Below are 14,428 nucleotides of genomic sequence, written 5' to 3'. Positions count from 1 at the left end.
GCTCCCCTGACTTCGCATTTTCCGCAACTAGACTGGGAGCTCAAGCATTTTACTGATTGAGCGGGGATTTTCACGATGAGCGACGCGGACCGGGCACAGCTGCACAGGACTATTTGGAACATCGCCAACGATTTACGTGGCAGCGTGGATGGTTGGGATTTTAAGTCTTATGTGCTCGGCATGATGTTCTACCGCTTTATCTCGGAGAAGCTCTCCGAGTACATCGACGAGGGCGAACGCGCCGCTGGAAATGAGGACGCGGACTACGCTTCCCTTTCTGACGAGGATGCTGAGTGGGGGCGCGCCAGCATCGTCGAGGAAAAGGGCTACTTCATTTTGCCCTCTGAGTTGTTTACCAACGTCTGCCAGCAGGCGGCTGACGAACACTACCGCGAGAACCTCAATGAGCGACTGCAAAAGGTGTTCAAAAATATCGAAGCATCTGCAAAAGGCACCGCTAGCGAAAGCGATCTTCAGGGGCTTTTCGACGACATCAACCTGGACAGCAACAAGCTTGGTAACTCAGTCATCGAACGCAATAACAAGATCTACGATCTGATGAGGCATATCGGCAATATGCCGCTCACCGTTAAAGCCGATGACAACTCCATCGACTTATTTGGTGATGCCTACGAGTACTTGATGGGCATGTATGCCTCTCAGGCAGGCAAGTCCGGAGGCGAGTACTACACTCCGCAGGAAGTCTCTGAGCTGCTGACTCGAATCACTGTGGTGGGCAAGAAGAGTGTGAACAGGGTGTACGACCCGGCTGTCGGCTCCGGTTCGCTGCTGCTGAAATTCAAGAAGGTGCTGGGCGAAGGTGGTGTCCGCGAGGGCTACTACGGCCAGGAAATCAACCTGACCACGTATAACTTGGCACGCATTAACATGTTCCTGCACGATGTGAACTTCGATAATTTCGACATTGCGCTGGGCAATACCCTCACCGAACCTGCGCACTGGGATAACCAACCCTTTGAGGCGATTGTGTCCAACCCGCCCTACTCCATCAAGTGGGAGGGCGATAACAATCCTCTGTTGATTAACGATCCACGCTACGCACCGGCGGGCGTCCTGGCCCCGAAATCGAAGGCCGATTTGGCTTTTACGATGCATATTCTCTCGTGGCTTGCGACGAACGGCACTGCCGCAATTGTTGAGTTCCCCGGTGTGCTTTACCGCGGCGGCGCGGAGAAGAAAATCCGCAAGTACCTGGTGGATAACAACTATGTGGATACGGTTATCCAGTTGCCGCCGGATCTTTTCTTCGGCACCACGATCGCGACCTGCATCATCGTGCTGAAGAAGTCGAAGAAGGACAATTCGGTTCTCTTCATCGATGCCTCGGCAGAGTTTGAGCGCAGTGGCAACAAGAACCGACTGAATGAGAAGAACCAGAAGAAGATTCTGGATGCCTTCACTGCCCGCGAGGATGTGGAGTATTTCACCAAGCTGGTGCCCGCTGAGGAGATTGCGGATAACGACTACAACATCGCAGTTTCCTCCTATGTCGAGCCTGAGGACACCCGCGAGGTCATCGACATCGTGGAGCTGAATAAGCAGATTGTTGGCATTGTGGAGCGCCAGCGCCAGCTGCGCGAGGCAATCGATGAGATTGTGGCAGATCTTGAGGGAACCCGCACCGATGTCTGACACGAACGGCGACATGAACATGGCGTCTGCTGGCGAGCTGGTGATGTTCCGCACGGATGACGGCGCTACTCGCATCGAAGTACGGCTTGTCGACGAAACCGTCTGGCTCACTCAGGCCCAGATGGTGGAGCTGTTCCAGTCGTCGAAGGCGAACGTCTCCGAGCACATCAGGAATGTGTTTGCGGAAGGCGAGCTCGAAGAGGATTCAGTTGTTCGGAAATTCCGAACAACTGCGGCCGACGGAAAGAACTACCAGGTCAAACACTACAACCTCGACGTGATTATCTCCGTGGGCTACCGAGTGAGGTCCCTGCGGGGTACTCAGTTCCGGCAGTGGGCACTAGGTGTCTTGCGCGAATACCTGATAAAGGGCTTCGCCATGGATGATGAGCGCCTGAAAGAGGGCGGAGGTGGAACGTACTGGCGTGAATTGCTGGAGCGTATCCGCGATATTCGCTCTAGCGAGAAGGTCATTCATCGTCAGGTTCTTGATTTGTACGCCACCAGCGTGGATTACGATCCGCGGGCCGCTGTGAGTAAGCAGTTCTTTGCGACGGTCCAGAATAAGCTTCATTTCGGTGCTCACGGCCACACGGCAGCCGAGGTGGTTTACGAGCGTTCGGACGCCACAAAGCCAAACATGGGGTTGACGAATTGGAAGGGCGAACGCGTCACTAAGGCCGAGGTGGAGATTGCCAAAAATTACCTTTCCGAGGACGAGCTAAAACGCCTGAATACCTTGGTTTCCGCCTACTTCGATGCGGCAGAATTCCGTGCGCAGATGCACCAGCCGACGTATATGGCGGACTGGATGGATCACCTCACCACAATGATTGCGGCCATGGGCGGCAAGTCTTTGGAGGGAGCAGGAACGGTTTCCCACCGTCAAGCAGTACAGAAGGCCCATGAAGAATACGAGAAGTACAAAACTGTGATGGATACCCAACCCAGTGGCGTGGAACGGGATTATCTCAAGGAAATCACTGCAGTTCAGAAACAGATTCAGCAAACACCGAAGGAGCAGAAGTGAACCAGATTGAAAAGCTCATCGAGGAACTCTGCCCGAATGGTGTGGAGCACAAACCGCTGGGCGAGGTTGGCACTTTCAGTCGTGGTGGTGGGCTCCAGAAGAAAGACTTCACCGAAAGCGGTGTCGGCTGTATCCACTACGGCCAGATTTATACCCACTACGGAATCTGGGCTACGGAAACTAAGTCGTTTGTCAGTGATGACTTCGCCGCTAAGAAGCGGAAGATGTTACCTGGCGATGTGTTCATCGCTACCACGTCTGAAAACGATGAGGATTTGGGCAAAGCCACGGCTTGGCTCGGCACTGAGGAAATTGTTACAAGCGGCGACGGTTATGTCTTTCGACACAGTATGAATCCAAAGTTTGTTTCATACTTTTTTAATAGTTCACTTTTCCACCGATCAATCGAGCGCTGGATTACTGGAACAAAAGTTCGTCGTATTTCTTCAGCGGCAATGTCGAAAGTGATGGCACCATGCCCTCCTTTAGAAATCCAACAAGAAATCGTAAAAATTCTCGATACCTTCCAATCGCTGGAAGCGGAGCTGGAAGCGGAGCTGGAAGCGGAGCTGGAAGCGAGGAAAAAGCAGTATGAATTTTATCGTGACCAACTGCTGACGTTTACCGAGAGAGAGAGTCCGGTGGGTGACCTTGAACGAAGTGGCCCAACGCATTTCCTCTGGTGGTACGCCTCGGTCCGGGACAAAAGAGTTTTACAACGGCTCAATCCCGTGGTTACGTACCCAAGACATCGACTACAGGGACGTCTATAAAACCTCAGCATCTATTACTGATGCAGGCCTCAATTCATCTTCGGCGAAATGGGTTCCAGAAAACTCCGTAATTGTGGCGATGTACGGTGCAACAGCAGCGAAAGTTGCGGTTAACAAGATTCCACTGACCACCAATCAAGCCTGCTGCAACATCACTGTAGATAGTGATATCGCACACTATCGATACGTTTATCACTGGATTGCTAAACAATACTTTATTTTGAAAAACCTAGGTGAAGGTTCCCAAAATAACCTTAACGCGAGAAAGATTAAGAACTTCCCAATCCCCATTCCTCCCCTCGAAGAGCAGCAGCGCATCGTGAATATTCTCGACAAGTTCGATGCACTCGTGAACGACCTCACCTCCGGCCTGCCAGCCGAAATTGAGGCGCGACGCAGCCAGTACGAGCATTACCGTGATAACCTATTCAGTTTCTAAGACCATTAGCAAAGCCAAATTAAAGGGATAATAAGGATGACACATACCGTTCGGCAGCATCCTTAACGCCTTTAGGGTTCTTATCTATTTCCTGAATAGGCGCATCGGAGAAACCATTTTTCTCATTTACCCCAAGCCACCAATCGTGCATGAACTTGTCAGAATTTAAATCTTTCCACTCTTTAGCGTATTTACACAAGACTTCATTAACATCCGCCACGCTTTCATTGACGAAGTTAAATGTCTCTTCGAACTGGAATTTAGGATAGTATCTCACTTCACCGATTAGATACGAGAAAATTGCCCCCTTCCCACGCAGGTATTTAAGGAAGTCTTTCCTTCCCCTCTCATTTCTCTCAGGAGAAAACAACTTCACCAACTGAGATTGCCTTATGCAATCTATGTCTGTTACACGGTCAACCAAGTCAGAAATCTCTGTGTTTTGGCGATACTCACCTGACCATATAGGCGACTCTTCCCACCCTTCAGGAAATCCCATATCTCCAATATTGACATGATTTAGCTCCGTGAATGATTTTATTAGAGCAATAATTTCCTTTGCCCATGCAGTAGATGGATCAATTCGACATAACAGGAAGTGTATTGCCACTATCGTTTTATAGAGTTTGTGCGGCAATTTATTAAAATCAGGTAGGTACGGATCGGAAATCTTCGGAGTAGAAAGTGATGTATCAAATACCCGGTTCCAGATCCGTGAATAATGCGCACAGCAGTTTCGAACATACCGAAGATGATTTATCCAATTGGCTAGCGAAGGATAATCACCCTTGCCTCTTTCGCTCACCAAACCAGCTCTCATTGCAATAAGAGAGCAATCCTCTTCGGGAAGTTGTGGAAAAAGTCGACTGAGATTCCCAAACGACATAATCTCAGTCGCCGCCCATACAGGCAAATGCGGACCATACTTCTTTCTAAAATGACTGACAAAATCCCCCTGACTTCTTTTCTCTTCACGGGTATAGTCAGCCAACCACTCCGCATGATATGACATCCTGATAGAAGTAGGCGCTGCAGTCCAAACCGTTCTTTCTCTCCTAAGCATAGTCGGCAATCGATGGGCGAAGGGGTCATGGGCCCCCAAGCGATTCCCTATTTGTCCCCTCATCCATATTTCGATTATTCGGAGCGCCTCAATTAATTTTTTTCTTACTTCGTCATCAAACTCATAAAGATTAATTATATCGGAGAACTTTACACCAGGATGGAACTCGCCGCCGTCCTTAAAATAATAAGCATATCCTGAGAATCGAAAATAGCTGCAATTTTGGAGGAATTTTTTTGCAGTTTCCATATCGTCAATTAACAATCCATGTGACGACAGCTTGGTTATCTGCGAATTTAAATCAAAAGACTTTTTCTTGTATTTGCTTTTACGATACGAGTTATACTGGTCAGTTTGCATAAAAAAGAGTAGCCGCCTCTCTATACAGAAAGGTCGGCTACTCGTGATGTCATCAATTTAGCCGGGGACGGACATACCTTCAACTGCAACTACCCCCATGGGGGGTGTTTTTGGTGCCTCTCAAGACGTTTCCTCGTCACGCTTTGTTTGGTCTTTCTCGTTCGCCTGTAGGTTACTAGGTTAAGCACTCGCTTTCTTTATTGGCATCGACTCGATGGATAGGGCAGGCTGTATGAATCAGGACGGCGTCGGCAAGCGACGAGTAACCAAGTACGACCCAATTGCTGTCGGTGAGCAGAGCACGGTCGTCGCGGAATACCAGGCCGAGGAGCGCACCTCGGAGGACTACCAAACCGAGGCACAACTGGAGCAGGAACTCATCAACATCCTCCAGTCGCAGGCCTACGACTACCTGCCCATCCACAGCGAAGCAGACCTCGTTGCCAACCTGCGCCGTCAACTCGAAACTCTCAACCACGTCACGTTTAGCGACGCGGAATGGGAACGGTTCTATCGCACCTGCGTCACCAGCGCCAACGACGGAATCAAGGAAAAGACCCGTCGCATCCACGAAGACCACATTCAGGTTCTTACGCGTGACGACGGCACGAGCAAAAACATCCGACTGCTGGATAAAGCAAATGTCCATAACAACCAGCTGCAGGTCATTAACCAGTACGAGGTGGAAAAGGGCGAAGGCGGTGCGAAACACTCCAATCGTTATGACGTCACCATTCTGGTCAATGGCCTTCCCATGGTGCACATCGAGCTCAAGCGCCGTGGCGTAGATCTGCGTGAAGCCTTTAACCAGATCAGGCGCTACCAGCGCGACTCTTTCTGGTCTGGTGATGGTTTGTTCGATTATGTGCAGCTGTTCGTCATCAGCAACGGCACGCTGACAAAGTACTACTCCAACACCACCCGTGAACTACACATCAAAGAAACGGGAGGAAAAGGCCGCCCGGCGCGCGGTGCTAAGAGCTTTGAATTCACATCGTGGTGGGCTGACGCAAATAACAAACCCATCCGGGATCTTGTTGGCTTCACTAAGACATTTCTGTCCAAGCACTCGCTTCTCAATATTCTGACTAAGTTCTGCGTCTTCACTGCTGCGGAAGAACTACTGGTGATGCGCCCATACCAGATCGTCGCCGCTGAGAAGATTCTGCAACGAGTTGAGATTTCCAATAACTATCGTGAACGCCTTGGCACCACGGAGGCTGGCGGCTACATCTGGCACACAACCGGTTCGGGGAAAACCCTCACCTCATTCAAAGCCGCACAGCTGGCTAGCAAACTTTCGCATGTAGATAAGGTTCTCTTCGTCGTCGACCGTAAAGACCTCGACTACCAAACCATGCGTGAGTACGACCGCTTCCAAAAGGGCGCTGCGAACTCCAACACCTCGACCGCCGTGCTGAAGAAGCAGCTGGAAGACGACGACGCATCCATCATCATCACCACAATTCAGAAGCTGTCGAACTTCATCGCAGGCAACAAACACCACGATGTCTACGGCAAGCACGTGGTCATCATCTTCGACGAATGCCACCGCTCCCAATTCGGTGACATGCACACTGCCATCACGAAGGCGTTCAAGAAATACAACCTCTTCGGTTTCACCGGAACGCCCATCTTCGCCGACAACTCCACCAGCGGAACCAAAGCCAACCTCAAAACCACCGAGCAGGCTTTCGGCAAACGACTCCACTCCTACACCATCGTTGACGCCATCAACGATAAGAATGTCCTGCCCTTCCGGATTGACTACGTCAACACCATCTCGGTTGGAAGCGTTAAGGACAAGGAAGTCGCAGGCATCGACACCGAAGGCGCACTCCTGGCGGAGCCACGCCTGAAAAACGTCGTCGACTACACGCTCGAACACTTCGCTCAGAAAACAAAGCGGGAAACCTTCTACGAACACCGCGTTGTCGAGAACGTATCCGCCTCAGCAAAGGCCCGGCACCGCGGTCGGATTAAGGAAATAAAGAAAGAACAACGAGTTCGTGGCTTCAACGCTATCTTCGCCACCGCTTCTGTTGAGGCTGCCTACACTTACTACAACCTCTTCAAAAAAGCGCAAGTATCACTGCCAGAAGCAGAGCGCCTGAAGATTGCCATGATTTACTCATTCGCACCAAATGAGGCCGAAAAGGATGAGTCACCGACGATTCCGTCGTCAAGCGAAAAGAAAAGCGATGCGGCAGCTACTGCCGTGGCCGACGAGGCAGGCCTGCTCCGTGAAGAAGGCATGGAGCCCGAGCAGCTACCCAAGGTTGCGCGCGATTACCTGGAAGCGGCGATTGCCGACTACAACGGGTATTTCAAGACCAACTACGACACCTCCGCCGAGAAATTCCAGAACTACTACAAAGACCTCTCCCTGCGAATGAAGAACAGGGAAGTCGATATGACCATCGTGGTCAACATGTTCCTCACCGGATTCGACGCCACTACCTTGAACACGCTGTTCGTGGACAAGAACCTGAAATACCACGGGTTGATTCAGGCATTCTCGCGTACCAACCGAATCCTCAATTCCGTCAAGACGTACGGCAACATTGTCTGCTTCCGAGACCTCGAAGACGCCACAAATCAGGCGCTGCGGCTCTTCGGCGATACCAAGGCGCAAAGCGTGGTACTGCTTAAGCCCTACGCTGAGTACTTTGCCGAATATGCCAAGCTAGTGAAGCGACTGCTCCAGGAATACCCGCTGGATAAGGTCATTGTTGGCGAGAAGGCGAAGAAGGAGTTCATCAAGCTCTTCGGCGCGATTCTGCGTGTCCAAAACATCCTGACTTCCTTCGACCAATTCGCTGTTGACGCGCTGTTGACGCCGCGCCAGGAGCAGGATTACCGCAGTATCTACCTCGACCTTTTTGCGGAATTCCGTACTGAAAGCGACGGGGACCGGGAGTCCATCAATGACGATGTCGTCTTCGAGATGGAGCTAATCAAGCAGGTCGAGATCAATGTCGACTACATTCTCATGCTCGTCGAGCAATACCGTGAAACCCACGGCAGCGACGAGAGAGAAGAAATTCGTGCCCAGATTTCTCGTGCTGCAAACTCCAGCCCATCGCTGCGGAACAAGCGCGACCTGATTGAAGAGTTCGTCAACACAGTGAGCCTGACACAGCCTGTTGACGAGCAGTGGGAGGAATTCATCAGAACCAAACGCACGGCAGAGCTCAATGCGATTATCACTGAAGAGAAGCTGCGGATGCCCACGGCGCAATCTTTTATTGAAGAGGCGCTGACCACCGGCATTGTCAGCACGCTTGGCACCGGAATTGTTCGAATTCTTCCGCCAATGTCGCGGTTTACCCCAGGTAATGAGCGTGAAAAGGTCAAGACACGGGTGCTGCAGCGCATCCAGGCCTTTGTCGAGCGCTATCGGAACTTGGGGTTCGCGGAGGATGATGGAGAGGCGGCTTGATGGTTGCGGGCGGGCGTAACGATTGGGCCTTCACATGGCAGACCGTTACCGCCTCGCTTCCGCGAAGCTGTGTTTAAAACTACTTATGTAATTACCCCCGGTTTCTCCCATAACCCCAGGTGAGAGACTACGGCGAGTTAACTTTCTCCCCAGCACCCCTCAAATCACCCCCGGCAATCCGCCATTCGTTATAGAGTGACGCACGACACTTTACGACGAATCTGTGAGGTAAAAACACATGACTTCCGCCACCATTCAGCCGGGCGGCGAAGCCTTCATCTACGAGGCAATTCGCACCCCGCGCGGCAAGGGCAAGAAGGACGGCTCCCTCCACGAGGTACGCCCGGTATCACTTCTCGTCGGCCTCATCGACGAAATCCGCAATCGTTTCCCTGACCTGGACGAAGAGCGCATCAGCGACCTCATCGTGGGCTGCGTCAGCCCGGTCGGCGACCAGGGCGCGGACATTGCCCGCACCGCAGCACTCACCGCAGGTCTGCCGTACCGCACCGGCGGTGTCCAGATCAACCGCTTCTGCGCTTCGGGCCTCTCCGCCATCAACTTGGCTGCTCAGAAGGTCCGCTCCGGCATGGACGAGCTCGTCCTCGCCGGTGGCGTCGAGTCCATGTCCCGCGTGCCAATGATGTCCGACGGCGGCGCAATGGCAATGGATGCACAGGTCTCGTTCGCAACTGACTTCGTCCCGCAGGGTATCTCCGCTGACCTGATTGCATCGCTTGACGGCTTTGACCGCGAGTCCCTCGACGAAATGGCTGCACTCTCCCACGCCCGTGCCGCAAAGGCTTGGTCTGAGGGCCGCTTCGACCGCTCCGTCGTCCCGGTCAAGGACGCTAACGGCCTGACCATCCTCGACCGCGATGAGACCATCCGCGAGGGCGTCTCCGCAGAGTCCCTGGCCGGCCTGCGCGCAGCCTTCACCATGATGGGTGAGCAGGGTGGCTTCGACGCAGTTGCACTGAAGAAGTACCCGCAGCTCGAGCGCATCAACCACGTCCACCACGCAGGTAACTCCTCCGGCATCGTCGATGGCGCTGCACTGACCCTGGTTGGTTCTGAGAAGGCCGGCGCAGACATGGGGCTCACCCCACGCGCACGCGTTGTCGCCACCGCTGTCAATGGTGTCGAGCCGACCATCATGCTCACCGGTATCGAGCCGGCCGTCCGCGAGGCTCTGGCCAAGGCCAACCTGACGGTCGACGATATCGACGTGTGGGAAATCAATGAGGCGTTTGCCGCCGTCGTCAAGCATGCCCAGCAGAACCTGGGCATCGACTACGACAAGCTCAACATCAACGGTGGCGCAATGGCCATGGGTCACCCGCTGGGTGCAACCGGTGCCATGATCACCGGCGCCGCAATCGACGAGCTGCACCGCACCGGTGGCCGCTACGCTCTCATCTCGCTCTGTGTGGCTGGCGGCATGGGTGTTGCAACCATCATCGAGCGCGTCTAAAGCAAACCGGAACGAAACTCACAGCGACAATTACCGCGGTCACACCGCGATAACCACAAAGGACTGACTGATTTATGAGCACAGATAACATGTTCCGGTGGGATCAGGACGACGCCGGAATCGTCACCCTCACCATGGATGACCCGAATGCGCCGGTCAACACCATGAACAAGACCTTCCAGGACGACATCCGCGCCACCGTGGAGCGCCTGGAAAACGAAATTGGCGACGGCTCTGAGACCTCCATCAAGGGCATCATCATCACCTCTGCGAAGAAGACCTTCTTCGCAGGCGGCGACATCAAGCAGATGTCCAAGGCCACTGAAGACGATGCAGCTGACATGTTCGGCATGGTCGAGGACATGAAGGCCTCCCTGCGTCGCTTGGAGAAGCTCCCGGTGCCGATTGTTGCTGCCATCAATGGCGCAGCACTGGGCGGCGGCCTCGAGGTCGCGCTGGCTGCTAACCACCGCGTTGCTGCCGATGCCCGCGGTTCCAAGATTGGCCTGCCAGAGGTCACCCTCGGCCTGCTGCCGGGTGGCGGCGGTGTCTCCCGCGTCGTGCGCATGCTGGGCATCCAGGACGCGCTGATGAAGGTCATTCTGACCGGCGCCCAGATGAACCCAGGCAAGGCTCTCGCAGCTGGCCTCGTTGACGAAGTTGTTGCTCCGGAGCAGCTCATCGACACCGCTCGCGCATGGCTGACCAGCGAAGACGCCAAGGCAGCACAGCCGTGGGACGAGAAGGGCTTCAAGATCCCGGGTGGCGACCCGAAGACTCCTAAGTTCGCGATGAATCTGCCGTCCTTCCCGGCAAACCTGACCAAGCAGCTCAAGGGCTCCCCGATGAAGGCTCCCCGCCTTGCGATGCAGGCTGCCATCGAGGGCTCTCAGGTCGACATCGACACCGCACTGCGTATCGAGTCCCGCTACTTCACCGAGCTGGTCACCGGCACCCAGTCGAAGAACATGATGCAGGCGTTCTTCTTCGACCTCAACCACGCTCAGGGCGGCGGCTCCCGTCCGCTGCAGGCTGATGGCACCCCGTACCCGAAGCGCGAGTTCAAGAAGGTTGCCGTTGTCGGCGCCGGCATGATGGGCGCAGGTATCGCCTACGTGTGTGCAAAGGCTGGCATGGAAGTTGTCCTGAAGGACATTTCCCTGGAGAACGCCGAGCGCGGTAAGTCCTACTCTGAAGGTCTGGAGGCCAAGGCTCTCAAGCGCGGTCGCACCACTGAGGAGAAGTCCGCAGCGCTGCTGAACCACATCAAGCCGACTGAGTCCTACGACGACCTCTCCGACGTCGATCTGGTCATCGAGGCCGTCTTCGAGAACACCGACCTCAAGCACAAGGTTCACGCCGAGATCGAGGCTGCAGTTCCGGAGACCTGCATCCTGGGCTCCAACACCTCCACCCTTCCGATCACCGAGCTGGCTTCCCACGTCAAGCGTGAGAAGGACTTCATCGGCCTGCACTTCTTCTCCCCGGTGGACAAGATGCAGCTGATTGAGATCATCTCCGGCGACAACACCGACCCGGCTATCCTCGCCGCTTCGCTGGACTTCGCTGTTGCAATCCGCAAGATCCCGATTGTTGTCACCGACTCCCGCGGTTTCTACACCTCCCGCGTCATCGGCACCGTCATCAACGAGGCCCTGCGCATGGTCGCTGAGGGCTACGACCCGGCCATCATCGAGGCCGCTGGTCGCCAGGCTGGTTACCCGGCACCGCAGCTCCAGCTTGCCGACGAGCTGAACCTCAAGCTCATGGAGAAGATCGCTGGCGAGACCCGCGCTGCCGCCGAGGCTGCAGGTCAGACCTTGGACGAGGGCGGCGTACCGGCTTTGGTCGAGGCCATGCTGCACAAGTTCGAGCGCCCGGGCAAGCTCGAGGGCAAGGGCTTCTACGAGTACGTCGACGGCAAGCGCTCCGGTCTCTGGCCGGGCCTGTTCAACGAGCTCCGTGAGGAGCTGAATATCACCCCGCCCGCTCCGGAGGACACCGACCTGCAGGAGCTGGTCGACCGCATGCTCTTCATCGAGGCCATCGAGACTCAGAAGTGCGTCGACGAGGGCGTTCTGCTTCACGACGCCGACGGCAACATCGGCTCCATCTTCGGTATCGGCTACCCGGCCTGGACCGGTGGTACTCGCCAGTTCATTAAGAACTACGACGGCGCCACTGTTGTCGACCCGGACGCAGCTCACCCGGAGCGCCGCGGTGTCGCAGGCTTCGTCGAGCGCGCCGAAGAGCTGGCCGCTAAGCACGGCGAGCGCTTCAACGCTCCGGAGTCCCTGAAGAAGTAGGACTACCCCGAGCGCACCCCGGTTGCTGGAATTGTTCCAGTAACCGGGGTTTTTCGCCTTCGAGGCCACGTCAACGGCGTAGCACCGCTGAACGCACCAGCGCGCCAACCCCAATCCGGCCTACCCGTTAAACTGCGCACATGGCTAGAAACGTCGCTGATCTGCCCACCGCACTGCCTGAACTCGCTATCGACCAGCAGGGGTTTGATGCCCCATCGCCGCAGTTGGTCATGCTTAACGACGAGCTCGCAACCCAACTCGGCCTCTCCCCGCAGTGGCTCCGGTCAGACGCTGGCCTGAAGTTCCTCACTGGCCGCGGCGCCGATCACGGAGTCGACAGCGGCGCCGGCACCCCACCCGGCGCATACACAACCCCGATGGCCACGGCCTACGCCGGCCACCAGTTCGGTAACTTCGCAGGCCTACTCGGTGATGGTCGCGCGCTCTTGCTTGCCACAGTTGAGGCTGAACCGGGGCTGACTGGGCTGCACTGTCCGCCTAACCAGCCCGACTGCCCCAAAGAGACAACCCACAGCGACAGCACCCAGGCCTACGAGATCCAAGCGAAAGGCACCGGCCCCACGCCCTTTTCCCGTGGCGGTGACGGCAAAGCCACGCTGACCTCCGCGCTGCGGGAGTACCTCATCAGCGAAGCCATGTATGCGCTCGGCATCCCCACCACCCGCGCGCTGGCGGTCATCAAAACCGGCGAAGAGATTTACCGCGGCTCGCAAACCCCATTCGACAACACCGACCCCACCACCGAACTTCAACCGGGTGGCATCGTCGTGCGCGTAGCATCCAGCCACCTGCGAGTTGGCACGTTCGAGCTGGTCGCTCGCTCCGGAACGGACACCGGAATCATGGATCGGCTCATCGAGTTCGCCGCGCAGCGGCATGGCTACGAGGGTTCGGCGGAGTCGGTTCTCCGGGACGTCGTCAAGCGGCAAGCCAATCTCGTTGCGGCGTGGCTGGCCTGTGGATTTGTCCACGGCGTGATGAACACCGACAATGCCAGCATCGCGGGCGAGACCATCGACTTTGGGCCGTGTGCGTTTCTGGATGCGCACGATCCGCGGGCGGTGTTTAGCAGCATTGATCGCGGCGGTCGATACGCGTTCGGCGCGCAGCCAACAATCGCGGGGTGGAACATGTCGAAGCTCGCGGAGACTTTGCTACCGCATTTCGCAGGCACCCCGGAGGAAGCCCTCGCACGCGCCCGCGACCTCCTGGGCGAATTCGCCGACGAGTTCACCGATGCGCTCAGCCGCAGGTGGCTGCCCAAGTTGGGGATTCTCCCCTCGCTTTACGACGAGCCGCTGGCCATCCCCCTGGTGCAGCAGTGGCAGGCGTTGCTGGCGAAGTTTGGGCTCGACCATACGAATGCTCATCGGGCGCTGATTGAGGTTCTGGCCGATGGTGATGGGGATACAGTTGCTGCGTTGGCTGCGCTGACCAGGCTGACCGCTGATCCTGCGTTCCCCGCCGCCGCGGCTGAGTGGGGGCAGTTGTGGAAGCAGACGCGGGAAGAGCTGGGAATCGACCAGACGACGGCCCTGACACTTATGGAGGAAACGAATCCGCTGTATATTCCGCGAAACTACCTGGTCACGGAAGCGTTAGCGGCGGCAGGGGCGGGGGATCTGACCGACTACCGGCACCTGCTGGAGGCGGTAACCAACCCCTTTGAGTCGCAAGACGTCCCTGCGGGGTTCACGGAGCCGGCACCGCGGGAGTTGGGTGCTTTCCACTCGTACTGTGGGACTTAATGCGCTGCCTCTCCGCCTCCTCCAAAGTCCACTTCCTCTTCCAAAGCCCACTTCACGACACAGGTGTCACCTCGTGCCAGCTGTGGAGGTGGCATGAGGTGACACCTGTGTCGTGAAGT

Annotated in this window: 9 protein-coding genes; 8 read left to right on the top strand and 1 reads right to left on the bottom strand. The window is 55.7% G+C overall.

Translation table 11 applies throughout. The features are described 5' to 3' along the window. Positions 1–75 precede the first annotated feature (75 nt). Genes HMPREF2878_RS01470 through HMPREF2878_RS11090 form a run of 4 tightly spaced genes read left to right on the top strand, consistent with a single transcriptional unit; the run spans position 76 to position 3,895 of the window. On the top strand, positions 76–1,653 hold the full coding sequence (locus tag HMPREF2878_RS01470; RefSeq protein WP_070652732.1) for a type I restriction-modification system subunit M: 1,578 nt from the start codon (positions 76–78) through the stop codon (positions 1,651–1,653). Further along, positions 1,646–2,683: a virulence RhuM family protein gene (locus HMPREF2878_RS01465; RefSeq protein WP_083310798.1), complete on the top strand. Its 1,038-nt coding sequence runs from the start codon at positions 1,646–1,648 to the stop codon at positions 2,681–2,683. Before HMPREF2878_RS01470 ends, HMPREF2878_RS01465 begins: the two co-directional genes overlap by 8 nt. After that, positions 2,680–3,456: a restriction endonuclease subunit S gene (locus HMPREF2878_RS11365; protein ID WP_141753107.1), complete on the top strand. Its 777-nt coding sequence runs from the start codon at positions 2,680–2,682 to the stop codon at positions 3,454–3,456. Before HMPREF2878_RS01465 ends, HMPREF2878_RS11365 begins: the two co-directional genes overlap by 4 nt. Continuing rightward, a complete protein-coding gene (locus HMPREF2878_RS11090; protein ID WP_210387009.1) occupies positions 3,344–3,895 on the top strand; it encodes a restriction endonuclease subunit S in 552 nt (183 codons plus the stop codon). The genes HMPREF2878_RS11365 and HMPREF2878_RS11090 overlap by 113 nt, the downstream gene beginning before the upstream one ends. Positions 3,896–3,914: 19 nt before the next feature. Here the strand turns inward: HMPREF2878_RS11090 and HMPREF2878_RS01455 are convergent, their stop codons facing one another. Then, positions 3,915–5,318, bottom strand: a complete 1,404-nt coding sequence (locus HMPREF2878_RS01455) for an Abi family protein (protein ID WP_049191019.1) — start codon at positions 5,316–5,318, stop codon at positions 3,915–3,917. A 232-nt stretch (positions 5,319–5,550) separates the two neighbouring features. On the opposite strand from HMPREF2878_RS01455, the gene HMPREF2878_RS01450 reads away from it, so the two are divergent. The 4 genes from HMPREF2878_RS01450 to HMPREF2878_RS01435 all read left to right on the top strand — a co-directional run bounded on the left by HMPREF2878_RS01450 (position 5,551) and on the right by HMPREF2878_RS01435 (position 14,309). After that, entirely contained in the window at positions 5,551–8,760 is a 3,210-nt protein-coding gene (locus HMPREF2878_RS01450) for a type I restriction endonuclease subunit R (protein ID WP_070652731.1), read from the top strand. A gap of 238 nt (positions 8,761–8,998) precedes the next feature. Further along, positions 8,999–10,234, top strand: a complete 1,236-nt coding sequence (locus HMPREF2878_RS01445) for an acetyl-CoA C-acetyltransferase (RefSeq protein WP_070652730.1) — start codon at positions 8,999–9,001, stop codon at positions 10,232–10,234. A gap of 74 nt (positions 10,235–10,308) precedes the next feature. Beyond that, positions 10,309–12,540, top strand: a complete 2,232-nt coding sequence (locus HMPREF2878_RS01440) for a 3-hydroxyacyl-CoA dehydrogenase NAD-binding domain-containing protein (RefSeq protein ID WP_070652729.1) — start codon at positions 10,309–10,311, stop codon at positions 12,538–12,540. Positions 12,541–12,680: 140 nt separating this feature from the next. Further along, on the top strand, positions 12,681–14,309 hold the full coding sequence (locus tag HMPREF2878_RS01435; protein WP_070652728.1) for a protein adenylyltransferase SelO family protein: 1,629 nt from the start codon (positions 12,681–12,683) through the stop codon (positions 14,307–14,309). The last annotated feature ends 119 nt before the right edge of the window (positions 14,310–14,428 follow it).

The sequence above is a fragment of the Corynebacterium sp. HMSC065H09 genome (assembly GCF_001812845.1).
Taxonomy (GTDB): domain Bacteria; phylum Actinomycetota; class Actinomycetes; order Mycobacteriales; family Mycobacteriaceae; genus Corynebacterium; species Corynebacterium jeikeium_D.
This window is presented reverse-complemented; position numbering and strand designations above follow the sequence as displayed.

Coding starts and splice junctions, on each gene's coding strand:
- HMPREF2878_RS01445 (WP_070652730.1), top strand. CDS start 8,999: ATGACTTCCGCCACCATTCAGCCGGGCGGCGAAGCCTTCATCTACGAG.
- HMPREF2878_RS01440 (WP_070652729.1), top strand. CDS start 10,309: ATGAGCACAGATAACATGTTCCGGTGGGATCAGGACGACGCCGGAATC.
- HMPREF2878_RS01465 (WP_083310798.1), top strand. CDS start 1,646: ATGTCTGACACGAACGGCGACATGAACATGGCGTCTGCTGGCGAGCTG.
- HMPREF2878_RS01450 (WP_070652731.1), top strand. CDS start 5,551: ATGAATCAGGACGGCGTCGGCAAGCGACGAGTAACCAAGTACGACCCA.
- HMPREF2878_RS01435 (WP_070652728.1), top strand. CDS start 12,681: ATGGCTAGAAACGTCGCTGATCTGCCCACCGCACTGCCTGAACTCGCT.
- HMPREF2878_RS01455 (WP_049191019.1), bottom strand. CDS start 5,318: ATGCAAACTGACCAGTATAACTCGTATCGTAAAAGCAAATACAAGAAA.
- HMPREF2878_RS01470 (WP_070652732.1), top strand. CDS start 76: ATGAGCGACGCGGACCGGGCACAGCTGCACAGGACTATTTGGAACATC.